23 protein-coding genes and 1 pseudogene are annotated in these 21268 nt (G+C 38.2%); 21 read left to right on the top strand and 3 right to left on the bottom strand.

Features of this window, described 5'->3' with window-relative positions; translation table 11 throughout:
• Positions 1-23 precede the first annotated feature (23 nt).
• From G6R02_RS02790 to G6R02_RS20405, 13 genes and pseudogenes are all read left to right on the top strand, one after another.
• Positions 24-626, top strand: coding sequence for a histidine phosphatase family protein (locus G6R02_RS02790; protein ID WP_164667736.1), 603 nt, complete (start codon positions 24-26; stop codon positions 624-626).
• A gap of 24 nt (positions 627-650) precedes the next feature.
• The gene (locus tag G6R02_RS02795) at positions 651-1424 is read left to right on the top strand and encodes an endonuclease/exonuclease/phosphatase family protein (protein ID WP_164667737.1); all 774 of its coding nucleotides are present in this window, start codon (positions 651-653) and stop codon (positions 1422-1424) included.
• A 375-nt stretch (positions 1425-1799) separates the two neighbouring features.
• Positions 1800-2990, top strand: coding sequence for an ABC transporter substrate-binding protein (locus tag G6R02_RS02800; RefSeq protein ID WP_425509059.1), 1191 nt, complete (start codon positions 1800-1802; stop codon positions 2988-2990).
• A 64-nt stretch (positions 2991-3054) separates the two neighbouring features.
• Positions 3055-3963 (top strand): carbohydrate ABC transporter permease, encoded by a 909-nt coding sequence (locus G6R02_RS02805; RefSeq protein WP_164667739.1) that lies wholly within the window; start codon positions 3055-3057, stop codon positions 3961-3963.
• A 15-nt stretch (positions 3964-3978) separates the two neighbouring features.
• Positions 3979-4803, top strand: a complete 825-nt coding sequence (locus G6R02_RS02810; RefSeq protein WP_246202502.1) for a carbohydrate ABC transporter permease — start codon at positions 3979-3981, stop codon at positions 4801-4803.
• Positions 4804-4836: 33 nt separating this feature from the next.
• Positions 4837-6525 (top strand): ROK family protein, encoded by a 1689-nt coding sequence (locus tag G6R02_RS02815; protein ID WP_164667740.1) that lies wholly within the window; start codon positions 4837-4839, stop codon positions 6523-6525.
• 40 nt (positions 6526-6565) lie between these two features.
• On the top strand, positions 6566-8089 hold the full coding sequence (locus tag G6R02_RS02820; protein ID WP_164667741.1) for a DUF4127 family protein: 1524 nt from the start codon (positions 6566-6568) through the stop codon (positions 8087-8089).
• 26 nt (positions 8090-8115) lie between these two features.
• Complete coding sequence (locus G6R02_RS02825; RefSeq protein ID WP_164667742.1) at positions 8116-8823, top strand: N-acetylmannosamine-6-phosphate 2-epimerase; 708 nt, start codon at positions 8116-8118, stop codon at positions 8821-8823.
• 36 nt (positions 8824-8859) lie between these two features.
• Positions 8860-10440: an FAD-dependent oxidoreductase gene (locus G6R02_RS02830; RefSeq protein ID WP_164667743.1), complete on the top strand. Its 1581-nt coding sequence runs from the start codon at positions 8860-8862 to the stop codon at positions 10438-10440.
• Positions 10427-11203, top strand: a complete 777-nt coding sequence (locus G6R02_RS02835; RefSeq protein WP_164667744.1) for an alpha/beta hydrolase — start codon at positions 10427-10429, stop codon at positions 11201-11203. Before G6R02_RS02830 ends, G6R02_RS02835 begins: the two co-directional genes overlap by 14 nt.
• A gap of 11 nt (positions 11204-11214) precedes the next feature.
• Complete coding sequence (locus G6R02_RS02840) at positions 11215-12189, top strand: acetylxylan esterase (protein WP_164667745.1); 975 nt, start codon at positions 11215-11217, stop codon at positions 12187-12189.
• A gap of 18 nt (positions 12190-12207) precedes the next feature.
• Positions 12208-12387 (top strand): hypothetical protein, encoded by a 180-nt coding sequence (locus G6R02_RS02845; RefSeq protein ID WP_246202503.1) that lies wholly within the window; start codon positions 12208-12210, stop codon positions 12385-12387.
• Between the two features lie 44 nt (positions 12388-12431).
• A pseudogene (locus tag G6R02_RS20405) lies at positions 12432-12692 on the top strand (AtuA-related protein).
• Between the two features lie 327 nt (positions 12693-13019).
• Here G6R02_RS20405 and G6R02_RS02855 read toward each other — a convergent pair.
• Positions 13020-13241, bottom strand: a complete 222-nt coding sequence (locus tag G6R02_RS02855) for a hypothetical protein (protein WP_164667746.1) — start codon at positions 13239-13241, stop codon at positions 13020-13022.
• Between the two features lie 109 nt (positions 13242-13350).
• On the bottom strand, positions 13351-13974 hold the full coding sequence (locus tag G6R02_RS02860; protein WP_164667747.1) for a hypothetical protein: 624 nt from the start codon (positions 13972-13974) through the stop codon (positions 13351-13353).
• Positions 13975-14207: 233 nt separating this feature from the next.
• Here G6R02_RS02860 and G6R02_RS02865 point away from each other — a divergent pair, with 233 nt between their 5' ends.
• Together G6R02_RS02865 and G6R02_RS02870 are read left to right on the top strand one after the other, a co-directional pair.
• Positions 14208-14432, top strand: coding sequence for a DUF1659 domain-containing protein (locus tag G6R02_RS02865; RefSeq protein ID WP_164667748.1), 225 nt, complete (start codon positions 14208-14210; stop codon positions 14430-14432).
• A gap of 119 nt (positions 14433-14551) precedes the next feature.
• Complete coding sequence (locus tag G6R02_RS02870) at positions 14552-14767, top strand: DUF2922 domain-containing protein (protein ID WP_164667749.1); 216 nt, start codon at positions 14552-14554, stop codon at positions 14765-14767.
• Positions 14768-14805: 38 nt separating this feature from the next.
• Here G6R02_RS02870 and G6R02_RS02875 read toward each other — a convergent pair whose 3' ends face one another.
• Positions 14806-15597, bottom strand: coding sequence for an IclR family transcriptional regulator domain-containing protein (locus tag G6R02_RS02875; RefSeq protein WP_164670300.1), 792 nt, complete (start codon positions 15595-15597; stop codon positions 14806-14808).
• 130 nt (positions 15598-15727) lie between these two features.
• Here G6R02_RS02875 and G6R02_RS02880 point away from each other — a divergent pair, with 130 nt between their 5' ends.
• From G6R02_RS02880 to G6R02_RS02905, 6 genes are read left to right on the top strand one after another with little or no spacing between them, the layout of a single operon-like run.
• Positions 15728-16657: a 3-hydroxyacyl-CoA dehydrogenase NAD-binding domain-containing protein gene (locus G6R02_RS02880; protein WP_164667750.1), complete on the top strand. Its 930-nt coding sequence runs from the start codon at positions 15728-15730 to the stop codon at positions 16655-16657.
• 25 nt (positions 16658-16682) lie between these two features.
• Positions 16683-18014, top strand: coding sequence for a short-chain fatty acid transporter (locus tag G6R02_RS02885; RefSeq protein WP_246202603.1), 1332 nt, complete (start codon positions 16683-16685; stop codon positions 18012-18014).
• Positions 18015-18054: 40 nt separating this feature from the next.
• The gene (locus G6R02_RS02890; protein WP_164667752.1) at positions 18055-19107 is read left to right on the top strand and encodes a zinc-dependent alcohol dehydrogenase; all 1053 of its coding nucleotides are present in this window, start codon (positions 18055-18057) and stop codon (positions 19105-19107) included.
• 17 nt (positions 19108-19124) lie between these two features.
• Positions 19125-19721 (top strand): flavin reductase family protein, encoded by a 597-nt coding sequence (locus tag G6R02_RS02895; protein ID WP_164667753.1) that lies wholly within the window; start codon positions 19125-19127, stop codon positions 19719-19721.
• Positions 19722-19745: 24 nt separating this feature from the next.
• On the top strand, positions 19746-20432 hold the full coding sequence (locus tag G6R02_RS02900) for a cyclase family protein (RefSeq protein WP_164667754.1): 687 nt from the start codon (positions 19746-19748) through the stop codon (positions 20430-20432).
• Positions 20433-20449: 17 nt separating this feature from the next.
• Complete coding sequence (locus G6R02_RS02905) at positions 20450-21181, top strand: carboxymuconolactone decarboxylase family protein (RefSeq protein ID WP_164667755.1); 732 nt, start codon at positions 20450-20452, stop codon at positions 21179-21181.
• Positions 21182-21268 lie beyond the last annotated feature (87 nt).

A 21268-nucleotide genomic window follows, 5' to 3' on the forward strand; every position in this document is an offset into this window, starting at 1 on the left:
GTACGGGATCTTTGGAGGATAAAATGACAACGATTACTTTTGTAAGGCATGGAAATACGCATTGGAATAGGGAGAAACGGTCACAGGGTCATTCAAATAATCCATTAAATGAAATAGGCATAAAACAAGCAAATGCAGTTGCTAAACGTTTGGCTAAAGAGGAATGGGATATGGTTATTTCCAGTGATCTTCTCCGTGCCAAAGAGACATTGAATATCATAGTTGAGCAAATAAAAACACCGAAAATATTGTTTGATCAACGCTTAAGAGAAATTGATCGAGGACAAATATCTGGGACTATAGAGGAAGAGCGAGTTCAAAAGTGGGGTGAAAATTGGCGCACTCTGGATCTTGGTGAAGAAAGCAAAGATTCCGTTCGTAAAAGAGGTTTGGAATTCGTTGAAGATATGGCAAGACAATATGCAGGTAAAAATTTGCTAGTGGTCAGTCATGGAATATTGATTGGTGAAACGTTAAAAGGGATGTTTCAAGATGAAACAAAAGGTGTAAACCTGGAAAATACATCTGTGACAAAGGTTGAACTGCGCAGAAATACATGGGAATGTTCGGTTTATAATTGTGCAGTTCATTTGCAAAAGCAAGAACTGTCAGATATAAAACAGTGATAAGAAGAAACGAGTGATTTAACTATGAAGATCATGCAATATAATATTCTGGATGGTTGCAGAGATCAGGAGCGATACGGACGATTAAGTAATTGGTTGAAGATGCAAGATTGTGATGTAGTTGGCTTTAATGAGTTGAACGATTGGACATCCGGTGAATTCGATGAGGAAATGAAAAAAATAGGTTTCTCTTACAGTTATTTATTTGAGGCGGAACTCAGCCCGTATTATGTCGGAATTGCGGCAAAGGACCCGATTGAGGTTATTGGATGTGTGGAAGATGAACCTATTTACCACGGTTTACTGCAAGTTAGGATTAAGGGTATTCATTTTTTAATCAGCCATCTCACTCCGTTTGAATCAAAAAGCAGAGAGAAAGAGACGGAATATATTGCTGACTGTGTTCGCAGTATAACGGAGCCGGTTGTAGTTATGGGGGATTTCAATACGCTTTCCCCGCATGATGCAGCCTTTTACAAGGAAATGAATACTGTAGAGAAAATTAAGCGGAACAGTACACAAAAACGTACTCATCTTGTAAGTGGACATATCAATTATAAACCGATGGAAAACTTATTAGATACGGGGTTATATGATGTGTCTGATTTGGATGCGTTTTCCTACTCCTTTCCTACAAAAATTAAAGGTGAGCTAACAGAACCATCCTATCTGCGCATTGATTATATACTTGTCAATGAAAAATTACTTACCTATCGTCCTAAAGTATCTATAATAAATGATAGTGACGTTGAAATGTTGTCAGATCATTATCCTGTTTGCTGCATATTAGACAGTTAATAGTTGAAATTAATAGTTATAGGGAGTACCTTCCTGAAGTTTGTTTTGGAGGTGCTTCCTTTTTTGTTTGTTGGAAGTACAGCGAATAGGCGACTTTTTAAAAATAATAATCATAATATAGATTTTTTTAAAAATAATTTTTAAAATACATTGATTTATTCTTTTTTAACGATTATTATTAATACAAGAGTACTTTTCTTATAGTTAAGAAAAGTATTAAAAATTAAAAGGAGGTTGGGGTATATGGGGAAACGACTCAAAAAGTTTTTATTTGTTCCATTTTTTGCTGTCTTAATTATTGGTTTGACGGCATGTAATAATGATGAGGCAGGAAGTGAATCAGATTCATCTGAAGGACTGTCAGGGGAAGTGACAATGTGGACTGCATCACTGTCCGGGGAGCCATTTGACAGTTACTTTGCCGACATTGAGAAAGAGTTTGAGGAAATGCATCCGGATGTTGACGTAAAAATCCAGGACATTCCACAAAGTGAAATTGAAGCAAAAGTGCTTACTTCGCTTACCAGTGATGAAGTTCCAGATCTTGTCAACCTGGCACCTCGTTATACGATTAACATTGCATCCCAAGGGGGCTTGTTGGATTTAACCGATTACATTAGTGAAGATACGAAGAATAAGTATTTGGAAGGGGCATTTAATTCAGGATATTTTGAAGAAAAACTGTACTCTTTGCCATGGTATTTAACTACTACTGTAAGTTGGTACAATAACAACCATTTTCAAAAAGCCGGCATTGAAGAAACACCTTCCAGTATGCAAGAAGTCTATGAAACTGCACAGGCTGTTACTGAAGAAACCGGTGAACCTTCCTTTTACCAGGTTATCAATGAAGGCGGTGTTGTTTTAAATAAAATGGTAACGCTTGCAAATGGCAATCCTATTGTTGAGGATGGAAAAACATCACTGGAGGATAATGAAAAAATTCTTGAATACTTTGAACTTACACAGAAGATGTATCAAGAAGGATTAATGCCTAAGGAGAATGCAGAGGGCTCATTTTCAACAGCGCAGGAACTTTACATGGCCGGTAATGTTTCATTTCTTGAAACCGGGGTTACTTTCCTCGGACCAATCGAATCAGGTGCGCCTGATATATATAAAGCGTCAAAGGCAGGTCCTCCTTTAAATGATCCGGAAGCGCCAATGAATGTAGCCGTTATGAACTTCTCCATCCCGGCTAAAACTAAAAACCCGGAAGCGGCAGTAGAACTTGCTAAATTTGTGACTAATGCAGAAAATCAGCTTGAGTTTGCAGAACTTGCAGGCACTGTACTTCCATCAACAAAAAAATCATTAGAAGATGATTATTTCCAAAACCCGGGTGATTCACCAAAGGCATTGGGAATGTTGGAGGCGTCCAAATCCTTGGAGCGTGCTAAAGTATTGATTCCGCCTTTTGACAATACTTCCGAAATCCGTGAAATCACAAAAATGACTTTTGTAAAAAATCTTCAAGGAGACATTACTCCTGAAGAAGCAATACAGGAGTTAACGGAAAAATGGGATGCATCATTTGAAGAAGCAGGTGCAAAACCAACATTTTAATGAAAAACTAAGAGACTAGCTTTTTTATAAAATGCTAGTCTCTATAATTTCAGGAGGGAATAAGATGAGTAGAAAGCCTTTGGCATTATCAAATAAAGGGATAATGCAAAAATTTACACCCTGGTTATTTTTACTACCGTCTATCGCTATTTTAGTAACATTTCTTGTCATTCCCATTATTGAAGCATTTCAATGGAGTGTCCTCGATTATCAAATAATATCCGGGCAGAGTGAATATGTAGGGCTTGCTAATTTCAAGGAAATATTTGCAGATGAAATGTTTTGGACGGCATTATGGAATACGATTTTATATGTTGCTATAGTACTTCCGCTTAATATTTTTCTCCCAATGATTTTAGCAAATTTGGTAAATCAGAAAGTTAAAGCTGTTGGGGTATTTCGGGTTTTGTATTATTTACCTGTTGTTACTCCAATTGTTGTTGCGGCGATTATGTGGAAAATGTTGTATTCACAGGATGGTACGATATCAAGAATTCTGGTGTGGATCGGTGTTTTGGATGAATCGATGAATTTCCTTACAAATCAAACAACTGCTCTGATAGCAGTCGCCTTTATCACGGTTTGGAAGGGTCTGGGTTATTATATGATTATTTATTTAGCTAACTTGCAATCGATACCCAATCAACTATATGAGTCGTCAAGTATTGATGGTGCTTCTGCTATTCAAAAGTTTACAAAGATTACAATGCCAATGTTGGTACCTTCTATGACACTGGTTTCGGTCTTAACGTTGGTTAATGGCTTAAAAGTATTTGATGAAATTGCATTGACGACAGGTGGAGGTCCAGCTGGCGCAACAACAACACTTGTTATGTACATCTATGATGCATTTATGAATCTGGATGTTAGTATTGCCTCTGCTGCCGGGTTGGTTTTATTAGTGATAGCAATTATAGCAGCTTTGATTCAAATGAAGCTGACGAGCGGCCGTGAAGATGATTTGAGGGCATAAAAGGAGTTGAAAAGGTTGAAATCAAGGAAACTAAATTCGAAAGTTATGATTTATATACTTATGATTGCTATTACAGTACTTACTGTAGGGCCATTTTTATATACCTTGTTTATTGCATTGAAATCTCCAACGCAAGGTATTTATGACGGATTACTGCCAAATGATCCAACGCTTATTAATTTTGTCGATTCATTTAAGCAGACAGATTTCATGATTTATTTATGGAATACAACGGTTGTTACTGCTATTGCTGTTCCATTAAACCTGTTGTTTAGCAGTCTTTCTGGTTATGCACTTGCTCGGATTGATTTTAAAGGAAGAAGCGTTGTACTCACTTTAATCATTTCTACTATGGCGGTACCATTTCAGCTTTATATGGCGCCACTATTTCAGATTGCCGGTGAACTGGGATTAAGAAATACACATATAGGCTTAACCATTTTGCAAGTTTCAACTGCATTTGGTATTTATTTCATGCGCCAAGCATTTTTACATGTACCAAAAGAACTGGAGGAGTCTGCATACTTGGATGGTGCAAATAGGTTTCAGGTTTGGCTTAGAGTTGCGATGCCTCTTGTAAAACCCACGCTCATTTCATTAGCAATTTATACTTTTACGTTTACTTGGGGAGATTATTTATGGCCATTGTTAAACACAACCGACAGCAGTATGTATACATTATCAATCGGTCTGGCTCAAATGTCACAAAACTTTGATGGTGGAAATTTGAAATTGATTGGTGCTGCTTCCATCCTGACAACTATTCCAAGTTTATTAATATTTATTTGGTTGCAAAAACACTTTATTTCAGGGCAAACAGATGGTGCGGTGAAAGGGTAATTACCAGCAATTGATTTTACAAGGAGAGGTACTATGAGAAACTTTTTAGCGTTTGATATAGGGGGCACATTAATTAAATATGGTGTACTTACAGAAAAAGGAGTTTTCCTGGAAAAAAGTGAGAAGCCAACCGAAGCATATTTAGGAGGAATGGAAGTTTTAAATAAGGTAAAACAACTTGGCGATGAATTGATTGAAAGGTACAACGTAAGTGGAATTTGTATCAGTACAGCCGGCCAGGTCGATTCAAGAAAAGGTGAAATTCTATATGCTTCATCATTGATTCCTGAATACACAGGTATGCAGGTGAAGAAAGATTTAGAAGCTTATTTCAGTTTACCAGTGGAGGTCGAAAATGATGTAAACTGTGTTGGCTTGGCAGAGTCATGGATAGGGAAAGGAAAAGATGCCAAAAGCTTGTTTTGCCTAAGTATCGGTACTGGAATTGGCGGAAGTTATATTATTGACAATAAGTTGCATACCGGTCACAGTTTCAGTGGCGGGGAAATTGGCTATATCCCTATAGAAGGCAGCAAAATGGAGGAACTCGCTTCGACCAGAATCTTAATTAGAAATGTTGCAAATGAAAAAGATATTTCAGAAGATGAGCTAAGTGGAAAAAAGATATTTGACCTGGCTCATAAGGGCGATGATATCTGTATTCAGGAAATTAACCGGCTTGTTTATTATCTATCAAAAGGTATCGCTACTATTGCTTATATGATGAATCCGGAAATGATTGTTATTGGGGGAGGGATCACCAATCAAAAAGATTACTTATATCAGCTTATTATGGAACAACTAAAGAGAGATATGATTCCTTCTATTCTTGAAAAAACTAAAATTGAAATTGCTGGTAATCTTAATGATGCAGGTATGATTGGTGCGTTAAGGCATTTTTTGTTACAGGAATCCATGCAGCCCTTTAATCGAATTACAACGATGATTGAATCGAACAATCATAAATTGACTAAAGGTGAAAGCGTGATTGCTAAATATATTATGATGAATTTAAGTGATGTGCCTAATCACACAATATCCGAAATGGCCGATAAAATAGATGTTTCAGAATCAATGATTACACGTTTTTGTAAAAAATTGGAGATAGGTTCATATAGTAAACTTCGCTTAATGGCCAAAGAAGCGATTGTGGGTACACGTATTCATGATAAAGCAGAATCAAGCAGTTTGGTCGAAGTCAGGCAGGAATACATTAATATATTGAATAAACTTGATACATTAAATCGTCCCAAAGATGTTTCACATTTTATGGATCAGCTTCTTTTGGCAAAACAAATCATTTTATATGGTTCAGAAGAAATATCATTCATTATTAATCAAATCAAATATAAACTTATGAAACTGGGTATTCCCGTAGATGCTTTCTCTAATAGCTATGAAATGGATATTTCCAGTCATTTATTAAAAGAACAGACGATTGTAATTGGAATTGATTTATCAGGATATGACACAAAGATTATCAATATGTTGGAAATGGCTAAAGATAAGGGGGCTGTCACAATTGGAATTACAAGCCAGCAGGATTCCCCGATTGCAGATGGCTCAGAGATTTCGTTCTTGATACCGTCAACCGATGAATCTAATAGTGTAACAAGTTCTGTAAATGAAGTGTCTGTATTATATTTAATCGAGATTTTATTCAAGGAAATGCAAAAGCATAAAACGAAGGAGAGCTCATTCGGATTTTTGACTTCACTGTAAAATTATAACTAGAACATGTCAAATAAGGAGGTGCCAAAACATGAGAATTATCTATATTCCAATTGACGAAAGACCTTGTAATACGTATGTTGTCGAGAGAATTGCAGGGTCAGTATCAGAAATCGAAATAGTTTTACCGCCGGAAGATTTATTTGGGCATAAAAAGCGTCCTTCTGATACGGAAAAATTGTGGGAATGGATGAATGATGAAGCAATTAAGTCTGATGCGCTCATTCTCAGTATTGATATGCTCGTATATGGTGGATTGCTTCCGTCACGTTTACATTATTTGTCAGAAGAGTCGGGTCCCATGTGGATGGAGCGACTCCGTTCATTTCATGAGGCATTTCCGGACTTGCCTATCTATGCATCTAATATGATAATGCGTACACCGAGGTATAGTTCAAGTGATGAGGAACCGGGTTACTATGAAGATTGGGGTCGGGAAATATTTTTACAAGCTTTTCTAATGGATAAGGAAATGCATGAAGATCTATCCCGGGACGAAATGGACCAGCTAAATGAAATACAAACCAGATTACCAAAAAAATATGTTGAGGATTATGAAAAGAGAAGAAATTTTAATTTAGCGATTAACAAGCGAGTGCTTGACCTTATAAATGAGGGAGTGCTAACCTTTCTAGCCATTCCTCAAGACGACAGTGCGGAATACGGGTACACTGCACTGGATCAAAAGGTAGTTACCGATAAACGGGAACAGCTAAGTTTATACAATAGAGTTCAAATATATCCTGGTGCCGATGAGGTTGGGGCAACATTGCTCGCGCGTGTTTATAACGATTTAAAAGGTCATCAGCCTAAAATTTATCCTATTTGGAGTAGTACGCTTGGACCGCAACTTATTCCAATGTATGAAGATCGCCCGTTTGCCGAGAGCATGAAAGCACATATTTTGGCAGCAGGATGCGAGATGGCAAATGATTCGGATTCAGCGGATTTGATCCTTGCTTATAATACGCCAGGTCGTGTTATGCAGGAGTCATGGGATCAGTCTAAAAAGGATATTACATATTCCAGTTTTCGAAATATGCTTATGTTTGTAAGCCAAATCAAAAGCTATATTCAGGTTGGGAAAAAAGTGATTGTAGCAGACTCTGCCTACGCAAATGGCGGTGATTTTGAATTAATTACTCTGATGGATGAAGAGGAAATTCTAGACAAATTGGTTTCTTACAAGGGATGGAATACAAATTGCAATACGTTGGGTACGACAATAGCGCAGGGAGTTATCGGACAGTTCGGTAATTCGAACATGATACAAGAAAATATCATCTATCATCTATTGGATGATTATTTCTATCAGGCTGAGATACGGATGGAAATGGATAAAGATTTCCTGCCAGAGCACAATCTTAATTATTTTGATTTAAAGGATAAGGCTGCATTAGTAAACCTTGAAAGAGATAAACGATTATCTGATCGATTTAATCAAGGAATTAAAAATAGCTTTAAACATAGTAAAATAGAAGAATTACGTACTTATGCACCTTGGAATCGAATGTTTGAATGCGGAATTCAGTTGTCTGTTAAGTTTAATGTGTAATTATTTTTTTATTAGGAGATGTTAAAGTGGGCAATAATAACTTTCTATTGGACGTACATCAACATCTAATTGTTTCTTGCCAGGCTCTTGAAGATGAACCCTTACATGGGTCAGAAACGATGGCAAAAATGGCAGAGGCTGCTAAAGTCGGTGGGGCAAAAGCAATAAGGTGTAACACCATTTCAGATGCTGCTGCAATAAAAAAGCAAACAGCCCTTCCAATAATTGCTATCATAAAACGTGATTATACCGACAGTGACATATATATTACTCCAACCTTGAAGGAGATTAAAGAACTGCTTTCCGTTAAACCGGAAGTTATTGCTTTGGATTCAACAGTTCGAACAAGACCCAATAACGAGAAGCTAAAAGATTTGGTTCAATATATTCACGAGCATAGTGATACGTTAGTTATGGGAGATATTGCTTCACTTAAAGATGCTGAATATGCTTATGAATCGAATGTTGACTTAATATCTACAACACTTTCAGGTTATACAAGTGATTCGCAACATAATAAAGGCCCAGATTTTAATCTGGTTGAACGACTATGCTCACTTTACAAAATTCCTGTAATTTCAGAAGGACGGATTCAAACGCCGGAACAAGCAAGAGAAATGTTAGAACTCGGAGCCTGGTCTGTTGTAGTCGGCGGTGCTATCACAAGACCACAGCTAATCACTGAATCGTTTGTTTCATCAATGTCGGTTAAGCATGATATGAGGCAAAAATAACTTCGGAATGGAGAGGCAGAAAAGGAGGAGATATAAATGGTTAGGCAAGAAAAAGCTGATGTGATTGTTGTAGGTGGGGGTCTTGGCGGGTGTATGGCCTCTTTAGCAGTTGCTAAAATGGGATTGAAAGTGATAACCACTGAAGAAACGGACTGGCTCGGTGGGCAATTGACCAATCAAGCAGTTCCACCGGATGAACATCAGTGGATTGAAAAGTTTGGTTGCACGTCTACATATAAAGAATTCAGAAAGAGAGTTCGTGATTATTATAGAACGAACTATCCTCTAACAAAATCCGCGAATGACAATGAATTCCTTAATCCTGGAAATGGGTGGGTTACTAGATTGGCCCATGCACCCAGAGTTGCTTTAAAAGTAATTGAAGATATGCTTGCTCCATATATTAGTAGCGGCAGAATTCGAGTTTTAATAAACTATAAACCTGAAGATGCTAGAATAGATGGTGATACCGTTAGTTCAGTAACCGTCAGGCATCTGTTAAATGATGAAAAAATAGAATTAACGGGAGACTATTTTTTAGATGCGACTGAATGTGGGGATGTTCTTCCACTGGCAGGTGTTGAATACGTAACAGGTGCTGAATCTCGAAAGGATACAGGAGAACCTCATGCATTAGAACAAGAAGATCCATCAGATATGCAATCCATTACACATGTTATTGCAGTCGACTACATAGAAGATGAAAATTTTACGATTGAAAAACCTGAGCAGTATGATTTTTGGAAGGACTATATTCCAAGCTTTTCTGAACGGCCATTATTCAGTTGGTATGCAGTTAATTCTGCGGATACGACAACATTTAAAGAATTTACATTATTTCCAAATGACGAGGGTATTCCATCGTTATTTACCTATCGTCGTGTTTTAGATGTAAATAATATAGAAGGAAATTTATTTGAAGGAGATATTTCGCTTATCAATTGGCCGCAAAATGATTACTTTTTAGGACCGGTTTTTGATGTGTCTGAAGAAGAACGTGACAAAAACCTAAAGGGTGCGAAACAACTTAGTTTGTCTTTGTTATATTGGTTGCAAACGGAAGCACCACGTCTGGATGGCGGAAAGGGTTATCCAGGATTAAGGCTAAGAAAAGATGTGCTTGGTACGGATGATGGACTTGCGAAATACCCATATATTCGGGAGTCGAGAAGGATAAAAGCTTTATATACCATCACAGAATTGGATGTAAGCAGAGAGGTTAGAGGAAATAAGGGGATTAAAAAGTATTCTGACAGCATTGGGGTAGGAAGTTATCATCTCGATTTACATCATACAACCGTTTCTAACAGAACGTTTTATATTCCGAGTTACCCTTATGAAATTCCGTTGGGGGCGATATTGCCAATTAGGGTCAAAAACTTATTGCCGGCGGGTAAGAATATAGGGACTACTCAAATCGCGAATGGTTGTTACCGCCTGCATCCAACAGAGTGGAATATTGGCGAATCCGTTGGTTACTTGGCAGCTTACTCTATCTTGAATAACGTCAGTGCGCATGAAGTTCGGGAAGATCATGAGCATTTAGTGTCTTACCAGGATTTATTGGAAAGTAATGGTGTTCAATTGCACTGGCCGGAAGATATTGATCGTAATTAATGAAAGGGACATGGATATTTTGAATATTACCTCAGACAGCATTCATAGTGAATTTTTTCACAAACGGTATGAATACGATGTGCTTCGATCAGGAGAAACCATAGAAGATGCGTATGTGTTATATGTTCAAGATGGTAAAGACTATATGGAATTAGGCAGGTTGAGGGAGACGTTCCAGCAATTATTGGAACATTATCCTCGCTTGGCTAAGAAGCTGGTTTTTGTCCTTATCCACCCAGGCGATTCGATGGAAAGATGGCATTCTTATCATCATAAAGGGGAGCAATTTGAAAAGTTTATAGATTTTATGGTTGATGAACTCATCCCAACTGTTGAAAAAAGACTGACATCGTTAAACATAAATATTGCCAAAAGAGGAATGTTAGGAGATTCATTAGCAGGAAACGTTTCCGTAAATATTGCTGCAAAGAACCCTGAGAAATGGACTCATCTGTTACTTCAGTCTGCGGCAGTTCAAAAAGAAGACATTCGTGTTTTAAGCAATGTGGAAAAGCTCAGCTGGAATATTTATCAAACGGTTGGTATTTATGAAAATCAATTTGTATCCACTATTACGAAAGAAAAGTTATATATCTTGACTCGAAATCGTGAATTATATAAGGCGTTTGCCGAAAAAGGAGCAGCTATTGATTATACGGAGCAGGAGGAATCGCATGAATGGGTCTTTTGGGAAAGAGATCTATGGAATCCTTTAAGCTTTTTTATAACAACTCCTGACCATGATAGCGACATTATAGATTAGAGGTGAAGACAGTGGGAAGAAATGCTGGAGATTTACCACTGGATGAATTACGTACATACAAACCAGAGTTAGTAAACAAGCCTGAATCATTCGACGAGTTCTGGGATGAGCAGAAAAGAAAGATAAATCAAATCAGCCCGGAGGTGTCTCTGAAGGCCAGAGATTACCCTGTTCCAACAGTTGAAGTGATGGATATTGTAATCGAGAGCTGGGATCAAACGCCGATAAAAGGTATTCTCGTCAAACCAGAATCAGTCAATGAGTGCCCGGTAATTGTATCTTATCATAGCTATACAGGATACCGTGGGTTGCCTGCTGATTACATAAAATGGTTAACATTGGGGGCAGCTGTTGTTGCATTTGATATTCGAGGGCAAGGGGACTCCCCGGACTTTGCCAATTACCCTAATGGCAGCAGAGTTCCGGGGTGGATGCTTCATGACATTCTGGATGCTGATAATTACTATTATACGAATGTATATCGAGATCTTATTTTACAATTAAATTGGATAAAGTCGTTGGATTTTCCTGTTAAACCAACAAAGATAGGCGTAATGGGGTCATCACAGGGCGGTGGTATCGCAATCGCAGCGGCTGGACTTAATAACGACATAGACTTTTGTATAGCAGACTGGCCTTTTCTGTCCCATTTTGAACGCGCGCTTTATGTTGCCAGGTCCGGGTCTTATTTAGAAATCTTAAATTACTTCAAATTTAATGATCCACAAAACAAAACCTATGATCAGGTGATGAATACATTGGGATATATTGATAGTGTTCATTTTTCGGAATCTATTACATGTCCTACATTAATGGCTATTGGTTTAGAGGATGACAAAACACCACCATCCACTGTATTCGCAGTATATAATCATTTGCAGACAGACGATAAACAAATAGAAGTATATCCACAATTTGGTCATGAAGTGAATCCGTTTCATGAGGAGAAAAAGGTGGCATTTGTTGCGAGCCAGTTGGAAAGATGATAGGCCGGTTATCATCATTTGAAACAACAAGCAGCATTAATTGGTGAAGAAGTTGAGTCGTTATATCTTAATGGGCCATATGGCGGTGGTGGAGCACGGAAAAAAATAACTGAATCCATCGGTGTAGTTTCTTCGTTAATTTCCAGAGACCAAGTGAAGCCGGAAGTTTATTACAGGAAGTGTGAAATCCAGCTATGAAATTATTCGAAATAGCCCACAGCAGAGCGGGGGATAAAGGAGATATGTTAAACCTCTCACTGATCCCTTACAAAGAAGATCATTATGAATGGCTATGTCAAGTGGTAACAGCAGAAAAGGTTAAGACACATTTGAAAGATATCGTTTCCGGTGAAGTTGTTCGTTAGGAGCTGCCTAATATTCATGCCCTGAATTTTGTCTGTTACAGAAGTCTGCTAGGAGGAGTAACAACTTCACTTGCAATGGATACTCATGGGAAAAGTTTGAGTAGTGCCTTGTTGGAGATGGAGATTGGTGATGAATAGTTGTTTGTACAGTGGAGTTCTGCCCTAAGTTATGAATGGTGTATGTGTTTACGAACACTTCCATGGCGAATCAATTCGACAGTAACATTATTAATGATATTGGGACCAAAATATGCGGAAGCTATGTTGGTCCCAATACTAATCTGTTGACTGAAAATAATACTTGCTATTTGATTACTGAAAAGCATAAATTATTTAGTTAAAATATAGTTTTTTTGCATATAGGGATGTCTTTTCTTTTTAAAAAAAGTCCATCCCTAAATTTGGGCAATGGACTTTTTTTTACTCATTTCTTAATAAAAGAAACTAAAAATATATAACATGTAATTAAAATTCAATATCCGCATAGTCTTCATAATCTACATCATGTGGGATGGCATTCTCAATCATAAGATCACGTAAAGTAGTTATCGCTATTGAAACGTCTAAGTCCAGCATTTCTTCACCATCATAATCAGCCTTTAGGTAAGGGATATTCCGAATAACATATGCACATTCTTCACGTTTCCAATGTATATCTTTTTTTAACATAGTTGGTTCATTTTTCATTGTTTGAACCTCCTTGTTTACGGTAAGCATTTGTATTCATCCCTTCTACGATTCATTTTATACATATATATATTATATTAAACCTTAATACATATATATTCAAGAAACTTTATTTATGTCCTTTATTTTTCTGACTCTGCTCCACTAACTTTCTTCTGTATTCGACCATTCTTTCAGCAAATCCATGATTATTAGCTATTTTTGTTCTCATTTTTGACGGCGGAGCATTTCGATGGGTTACTGTAACCGATAAAATTTGTCGCCTTCCTTTAATCCATTTAAAACTAATTGGAAGTTTATATAATGCTGGGTCTCCATCTTTGATTAAAGTAAATGATAATGAACTATACCCTTTAAACTGAGCTTTTAAAACTTTATCTGAATCAATAATTCTTTGTATTATATCTAATATCGTTTCAAGTTCATTGGAATCCACTCTTTCAAGAACTCTTTGTTGAGAATGAAGTGTAACAACAACTCTTTTTTGTCTTCTCAATTCATCAGGACTTCGTTTGAAAACTACACGATTCTTAGAAACTATAACCCTATGTTTTTGAGGAACCGTTAAATAGGAAATATCGAATCCTTTTGTTTCATACTCTTGAAGCTGTTTTTTTGTATGTTGAGAAGCAATTGCAAGAACTTCGTTAATCTGTTTATCTTCAAGTGAAAGAATATCGAAAAATTCAAGGTCTTCGAAATCCTGAAATGTTAAGGTGAATCTTCTGGTCAACTTCTTCACACGTCCTTTAAAATCAAATACGCATGAGTAATTATACCATATTTTAACTAAATTGATGGATAAATAGTCCTAGTTTTCTGGGTTTTAATTGCCTTAAAAAGAAAATACCTTTCTCATTACTACAATCGTTTCCCAAGCCAAAAAAGTGGCAATAAAATATTTTTATTTTCATGCCACCTTTTTCAATTGAGGTTCGATTGTAGTAGTGAAGGGAGGTGAACAACATGGCAGTAGCAACAATGACTAGTTCACGTCTGCAGCTGATTTTGGATGATGGCATTGATGAAGTTTCCGGTAAGCAGCTTTTCAAGACAAAGGGCTTCAACAATGTAAAAACAACCGCAACAGCCGATCAGCTGTATGCAATCGCATCAGCGGTTTCACCGTTGCAGCAGCGTCCGCTTGCAAATATCGAGCGGAGAGATGATTCGGAAATCAGCCAGGCGTAATTTTCTCGGGAGAGTATGAGAATGAAATCGGCTAACAATTGGGCAATTGAAAATTAAAAACAATTTGAAGAGAGCCGGATTTTTCTCTCAAAAAATAATAAAGGAAAGGAGGAGGCATGATGAAAAAGTTAGAGCTTAAATTTCTGAACGAGGAAGGCAAAACAGTGACTTACTCACTTGAAAAGCCAATCGAGCCAGTTGATTCGGTTGCAGTGAAGGCTGCAATGGATGAGATCATCGCACAGAATGCATTCTCATCTTCAGGTGGCGATGTTGTTTCGATTAAAGGCGCACGCGTTGTTGAACGTAATGTGCAGGAAGTTGAATTAGTGTAATTATAATGGACCAGCGTGGGGGTGCGCTGGTCTATTTTTTAAAATCTTGAAAAGCCCGCTAAACCTTTACTGATTTTATCTGCAGCCTTCTGTAATAATGGCAGATAATCTTCTGTAAGTGTCTCTTTTCCTATTCTTCCCGCGTGCGCGGAACAGTTGATGGCGGCGAAGGCTTTTCCTTCAGCATTTTTGATAGGAACTGCAATGGAACGAAGGCCTTCTTCCAGCTGCTGTTCTACACCTGCCCACCCTCTTTTGCGGACTTTCTCTAGTTCCTCGGTTAATTCTTCTTTTGTGGTTAAGGTGTTATCGGTATATTTATCAAACGCTGCATCTTCCAGATACCGGTCAAATTCCACTTTTGACAGATTTGCCAATAGAACATGTCCCATGGAAGTTGCATATGCGGGAAGGCGAGATCCTACGTTTAAGGTGATGGTCATTATTCGCTTGGTAGGAACTCGTGCAACATAAATGATATCTGTTCCGTCAAGAACGGCAATTGAGCTTGATTCGCCTGTCTGCTCTACGAATTCCCGCATAAAAGGATGTGCAATATTCCATATATTTTGTGTTGACAGATAGGCATATCCCAATGTTAGCGTATGGGCGGTTAGTGAAAATACTCCGTTTCTGGACTCTGCAAATCCGAGATGTTCCAAAGTAAGAAGAATCCGTCGTGCAGTTGGTCTGCTGTACCCGGTTATTTTGGCAGTTTCACTGATTGTGAGTGTTGGGGTTTCTTCTGAAAAAGCCTTAATGACGTTCAAACCTTTTTCCAAAGACTGGATATAATCTTGGGATTTTTTAAAATTGTTAGACTCTTCCATTGACAAGGTCATTACCTCCTATGATATAATTCGTACGTAATATAAATAATTGTACGTATATCGTACAATACATTGAAAAGGTTTTCAAGGATAAATTTTAACTGCATACATAGAGAAAGGGGGACGGAGAGTGATTAAATCAGTTGCGGTAGTTGGTGCAGGTACAATGGGCAGAAGTATCGCACAATATTTTTTACAAAGCAATGTAAACGTTTTATTAGTTGATGAAAATGAAGATGTTATAAAAGATGCTGCCGGATCAATTGGAAAGCAGTTAGAGGAATTGTACGAAAAAGGATTTATTTCAGTAGATAAAGATTATTGCATGTCCAACCTTGAAACAACTTACTCACTGCCGGGTGAAATTTCTATTGATCTTGTTATTGAAGCAGTGCCGGAAAAATTGTCATTAAAGCAAAAGGTTTTTGCTGAAATGGAAGAAAAATGCGCGCAAGATACAATCTTCGCCACCAATACTTCAGGTCTATCCATTACTGAAATAGCTTCAGCGTTAAAAATTCCGGAACGATTAATTGGCACTCATTTCTTTACTCCGGCAGCAATCGTACCGTTGGTGGAAGTTGTAAAAGGAGAAAAGACATCAGATGCAGTTGCCAATTTTATGATGGATAGTTTAGAGGAATTGGGGAAAAAACCAGTTCTGTTACAAAAAGAGGTTCCAGGTTTTATAGGAAACCGGATACAGCATGCGATTGCCAGAGAAGCAATTTCACTTCTGGAATCAGGTGTAGCATCGGCTGAAGATATTGATACTGTTGTAAAATGGAGCATTGGTCTTCGTATGGTAATGACTGGTCCGCTTGAACAACGGGACATCAATGGGCTGGATGTCCATTATGATATTGCATCTTATTTGTACAAGGATTTGAATAACTCTACTAATCCATCTCCATTGCTGAAAGAAAAAGTAGAGAATGGCGAAACCGGGCTTAAGGCGAAGACAGGCTTTTACGATTGGAAGAAGGGCGATTATCAACAATATATTAAAAGTAAAAATGAAAAATTTCTTGAATTGATACAATCAATCTCAAAAACATAAACAGGGGGAGTTAAAATTGAAGCGAATGACAAGTTTTTTCACAAGTATGGTTAATAAATATTTGCCGGATCCGTTTGTAATAGCAATTGGATTGACACTGGTAACAGTTGTATTGGCTATGACGATGCAAGGTGCTGGTTTTATAGAAACTACCATGTATTGGGGTGATGGTTTCTGGGATTTGCTGGCTTTTACCATGCAAATGACAATTATTTTGCTCACAGGTTATGTACTGGCAAAAACACCGTTAGTTAATAAAGCGATTGATAAGTCGATTGCGGGTATTAAAAGGCCATCCACTGCGATTATCGCAGCTACTTTATTTGGTGGAATTGGAAGTCTGTTAAATTGGGGATTTGGTTTAATCATCGGTGGTATCGTTGCACAAAAGTTGGCTATACAGGTAAGGGGTGTCCACTACCCATTAATTATCGCTGCCGGTTATAGTGGGTTTGCTTTATATGGTTCAGGAATATCAGGAACTGTACCAGTAACGCTTGCAACACCTGGGCATTTTCTTGAAGAACAAGTTGGTATTATTCCATTGAGTGAAACAATTTTTTCTTTACCGATGATAATTTCAACGCTGGCAATTCTTATTACACTGCCGATTGTAAATGCCAGACTTCATCCGAAGAAAAAGGATGATATTATCGAAATTGACCCAAAAATTGTTCAGGAAGTAGAATCAGAAGGGGCAAAAGAATCGGCAAGTACAGAAGAAGCTACATTTTCCAATCGCATGAATAACAGTCATTTTTTTGGCATTGGTATCGGAATATTAGGACTTATTTATACAGTGACTTATTTTATTCAAGGTGGTTCACTGGGTCTGAATACAGTTAACTTTATTATGTTGTTTCTTGGAATTTTATTGATGGGAACGCCTGCACGTTATTTATCTGCTGTATCGGACGGAATAAAAACAGTAGCCGGTATTGTACTGCAATATCCGTTTTATGCCGGTATTATGGCAATTTTAGCAGGAACCGGGTTAATTACGTCATTTTCTAATTGGTTTGTAAGCTTCTCAACAGAGGCTACCCTGCCATTCTGGAGTCTGATAAGTGCTTTCTTTATTAATATACTGGCACCTTCTGGTGGAGGACAATGGGCAATTCAGGGGCCGATTATGGTTCAGGCTGCTTCTGAATTGGGAACATCCATACAACAGACGGCAATGGCAGTTATGCTCGGGGATGCCTGGAACAACATGATACAGCCATTCTGGATTCTGCCTGTTTTGGCAATATCCAAGCTGCCGTTAAAATCTATTATGGGTTATATGGTTGTTATCATGCTTTGGCTTGGAGTTGTACATGGCACGATCTTCCTGCTTTGGGGCTTCCTTGGTTAGTGACAAACAACTTTAGATGAAGAAGGGGTGTGCGTGTTAAATGCAAGCAGTTGTTAAGCATAATGATAAACCTTATGAATTGTTGATAAAAGAATTGCCGAAGCCGACAGTTCGTGATGGAGAAGTTCTGGTAAAAGTAAGAGGTGTTGGTATCTGTGGCAGTGATTTGCATATGTATGCCGGGCATGCTGGATATGATTGGATTTCTTATCCACTTACTTTAGGACATGAGATTACTGGAACAGTAGTCGAAACAAGTAATAAATCCTTGCAGGGACAACGGGTTGTCATCAATCCGTATATCCCTTGTGGGGAGTGCGAATATTGTCAGCAGGTTGAAGAAAACCGATGCGATAATAACAACTTTTTTATGACTAAAAAAGCTCCAATGTCACTGCAATATGGATTCAGACAAAATGGAGGAATGGCAGAATTTATTGCTGTCCCGGAAGAAAATGTGTTTCCGATTTCAGATAAGGTTTCGGATAATGTTGCCGCTGTAGCGGAGGCCATAGCTGTTGGACTTACAGCGGTAGAAAAGGTAGGTTCGGTGGCTGGTAAAAAAATTGTTGTTTTTGGACCCGGACCAATCGGGTTAGGTATAGCAAGTTTATTAGTTGGACTCGGAGCAGAAAGTATAACCATGGTAGGTATTCCAGGAGATGAAAAACGGTTTGAGAAAGCTAAGGAATTAGGTGTCCATCATACGAGTATGACATCTGAGAAATTAGTTGATGATTTGCTGAGGCATAACAGCGGCTATGACGTGGTGTTTGACTGCTCTGGCCATCATTCGGTTCCGGGGCATGCAGTCAAGGTGTTGAAAAAAGGCGGACAGCTAGTATTGGTTGGTATTTCCACTAATACCTTCTCACTGGAAATGGATCAGATTGTCCGAGGTGAGATTCAGATTAAAGGAAGCTACGGTATTACGAAAGAGACTCTCAAACGAACATTGGAATACGCAGCCGACGATGCATTTCCGTTTGAGAAACTTGTCACTGGAAGTTACGGGATCGAAAATGCGAAAGATGCATTTGATGCGGCAATGAATAAAGCAGCTGGGAAAATTGTGCTGGAGTTGAATGCGTAACAAAGAGAGGACCTAGAATGAAAATTGAATTAAATCAGTTAAATGACCAGGAAAAATATAAGTTGTTAATCGGTAGTGTTGTTCCACGACCGATTGCATTTGTTTCAACAGCCGGGGATGGCGGGACAAATGTTTCACCATTCAGTTTCTTCACGGTTGTTTCCAAAGATCCGATGATGCTTGGATTTACCACAATGCCTGGCCCAAATGGAAACAAAGATACACTCCACAATATTAAAGTACAGAAGGAATATGTAGTCAATATTGTATCAAGTGATTTTTTGGATCAAGTTGTGCAGTCATCCGCAACGCTTGCGCCGGGAGAAAGCGAATTTGATCTGACAGGTTTGACACCAGTTAAAAGTGAGTTAGTCAGAGCCCCGAGAGTAAAAGAGTCGAAGGTTAGCTTTGAGTGTAAGCTTCATGAAGTTTATCAGCACGGGAAGGGACCGGAAAGTTTTATCGTCGGTGAAGTTATTGCGATGAATGTTGCCGATGAAGTATTAATGGACCAGTTACGGATTGATACGGAAGCGCTGCAGCCAATCGGTAGAATGGCAGGCAACTTCTATGTTAATTGCAGTGAGACTTTCAAAGTCGATAGACCACGATAAAAGCTATAGTCAGGAGGAGATCATATGAAACTAATTGATTTGACGTTGGAACTATTTGATGGGCTGCAATCATTTAAGAGTCACCCCCCTTTTGAGATTAAGGAACACTCAACGTTTGAAAACTCCGGGCACCGTTATATTTTGCCATGCAAGGGCTTTGAGTCACGGCTTATCACATTTTCGGATCATAGCGGCACTCATATTGACGCACCTGTTCATTTTATTGAAGGTGGTCAGACGGCGAGTGACATGACGTTAGAAAATACGATGGGAGCGGCTGTATTCCTGGATATTTCCGAATTTAAAACCCAGGATGAAGCTGTCACCGCTGAGATGTTGGATAAAGCAGAAGAGAAACAGGGAATCCATGTTCAGGAAAACGATATAGTTCTTGTCCGCACACGAAAAGGCACATGGGGTGATGATGATTTCTATGAAGCAAAAGCTTTTGCTAAAAGTGCCGGAGAGTGGCTGACGAGCAAGAAAGTGAAAACTGTCGGTCTGGACCTGCCAAATATTGATGTGAATGACAATATGAAACGTGAAGTCCATATGGAAGTGCTTGGAAATAATATTTATATTATTGAAAACCTGGTTAATCTTGAAAAATTGCCGAAACAGAAACGATTTCAGTTTCAGGCATTACCATTGAAAATCAAAAATGCGACCGCATCACCTGTAAGGGCAATTGCTTTTGTGGATGAATCTTGAGCGTGAGGAGGTAGCGTATGGATATATTGAATTATTTTAAAGATATCTATGGTGAAGTTCCTGAATGGGTTAAGAAAATGAATGACTACAACGTTGAAGTGCTTGAACATTATACGAAGTTACGAGACGAAGTCATGGCAGAGAGGAGCATTCCAAAAAAGGATAAGGAATTAATACTTGTTGGGATAAATGCCGCTCGTCGATATGAAAAAAGCATGTTGAATCATACGAAAAGTGCTGTTGATTTAGGAGCAACCATTCCTGAATTAGTTGAAATCCTTACCCCTTGTATATTATCAAGGGGTATTCCTGCATGGCTGGAAGGCGTTAAAGCAGTTCAATATGCAAAAGAATATAGTGGAAACAGCGATTCAGCTGATGCAGCAGAAAAGGATACGGGTTCTGACTTTCAGAATGTGGATGAGGCAATTGCCTATTATAAAGAAGAAGCCGGCGGAGTTAAGTCCGATTGGGTTGATATTCTGGAGGGAGAAGCTCCTGAGGTTTTAAGACATTACGGTAATCTGAGAACTTCCGTTTTAAAAGACGGCGTGGTTCCAAGAAAATTAAAGGAACTTGTACTTGTTGGAATTAATGTGGCAGAACAGTATGAAAAAGGGATTGCAATTCATGTTAATACAGCAAGAAAACTGGGTGCAACTGATCAGGAAATAGCCGAGGTGTCACTTCTGGGGATGCTGACTGCGGGAATCCCTGCTTGGTTTGAGGGAAGTGCGTTTCTGAAATAATTTATGAATCTTCATTTGAGAGTATAGTGCATTATTTTTTTACCAGTTTCATATATATGATATAATCAATGTACGAATAATATAAAA

This window comes from Virgibacillus doumboii, from assembly GCF_902806455.1.
Lineage (GTDB): Bacteria > Bacillota > Bacilli > Bacillales > Amphibacillaceae > Lentibacillus > Lentibacillus doumboii.